Source organism: Kitasatospora sp. NPDC049285 (assembly GCF_040678815.1).
Taxonomy (GTDB): domain Bacteria; phylum Actinomycetota; class Actinomycetes; order Streptomycetales; family Streptomycetaceae; genus Kitasatospora.
The window spans coordinates 1-1,590 of record NZ_JBFAQR010000146.1 but is presented as its reverse complement, the minus strand read 5'-3'; the positions used below and the strand labels follow the sequence as shown (position 1 = coordinate 1,590).

General features: G+C 31.3%; 1 pseudogene. It reads right to left on the bottom strand.

What is annotated here, in order from left to right:
• Nucleotides 1-885 (bottom strand): annotated as a pseudogene (locus tag AB0K51_RS34795) (transposase); the annotation flags it as partial.
• Nucleotides 886-1,590 lie beyond the last annotated feature (705 nt).

The window sequence follows — 1,590 nt, the reverse complement described above, 5'->3', positions numbered from 1 at the left end:
TGATTTAAATCGCTTAATATCACCAATCTCCCCAATAATCATAGCTGTGCTTAGCTTACCAATACCAGGTATCGAATGAATATTTTCAAAATAATCGAGTTGTTGTGCTAATTGAATCATGGCATCATCTAATTGTTTGAGATGATGAATAGATTGTTTTAATTGTTGAATAAGTAAGCGTAATTTTTCGACTAGAAAGGAATGTCTATCGACATTAGGATAGCTTTCTTGAGCAATCACTCTTAATTGAAGTGCATATTTTGTAGCTTTATCCATTGACATTCCCTTATCTGTAGAATTGAATATATGTGTAATCAGTACATCCTTGTCGATATCAAGAACCATGTCTGGATGAGTAAAGATTTCTGCGATGTTGAGTGCAATGATTGAATATCGACTACTAAACAATCTTTCTAAACCAGGGAATGTTTGATGGAGTAATTCAAGGATCTGAAATTTAAGTCGATTTTGTTCATTCTCGATTTCTAGATGAAAACGGACGCGTTCTCTTAATTCAAAGAATATTAACTCATGTATAGGTAAGTTGTCTGTTTGTTTAATCGTCGGTCCTAAACAAGCAAGCTTATGAGCATCTGCCTGATCAGTTTTCCATGATCTTAGAGCGCTCGTTTTAAATTTGGCTTCTAACGGATTCATTTGAATATAGTTAATTTGATTTACACAACAAAATCGTTCCATACCTCTTGAATAGATACCTGTAGATTCAAAAATGAGTTGTGGGTGGTCTTAGTCATTCAAATACTTGAGTAAATAATTGTAACCATTTTTATTATTCTGGATGAAAAACTCTTTTTAGAATTTTCCATTTTTATAATGTGCAACTACACTACTTCTTTTACTAATATCAACACCTAAGTAATCGATAAAAAAACCTCCTTTGAATAATTGAGAAGCTAAAAACTTTACTTAACCTTTCTCATTTCATTTTCCTATACACGGTTTCAAGAACCCAACATACTACAAACGAATTTCAAAAGGCGAGAGTAAAGCTGACTTGTTTTTTATACGGATTTAAAATCCAAGAGTCTGGACAGTCTACTTCTCTCTATAACTATAAAAAATAGCTATGAAAAAATCTATCGTCATAGATTTCTTCATAGCTAATCTTAGTATGTTTTGTATATTAGCTAGGATGATTCAATTGAACATCATAAATATCCATTATTCAAGCTATGGCTTATGTATGTGCTTGAATAAGGGATTTTAACTTACTATAGTTTCACATTATGAAAATAAATTTTTTAATACTCTGTATAAAGAGCCTAATAATTGAAAGAAATCACCTGTCATGTATCTCACTCCTATCTACTATAACATGACTCAACATACTCTACTAATGGAAACTTCAGTTCTTATCCCCACAAATGATATTTCACGACATGTAAATGATATTGCAGAAACAATTCCCGATACTGAATTCAGACATTATCGTGGCTTAATATAAGAAAAGTAACAGCTCAACGAGCTGAAAATCATCAAAAAAATTATAAAAAAGACAATTCCTATATTATTTCAATAGAAATTGTCTTTTTTTACTTATCTTGAACCTTTTTGTCCCAGCCTCTTCTT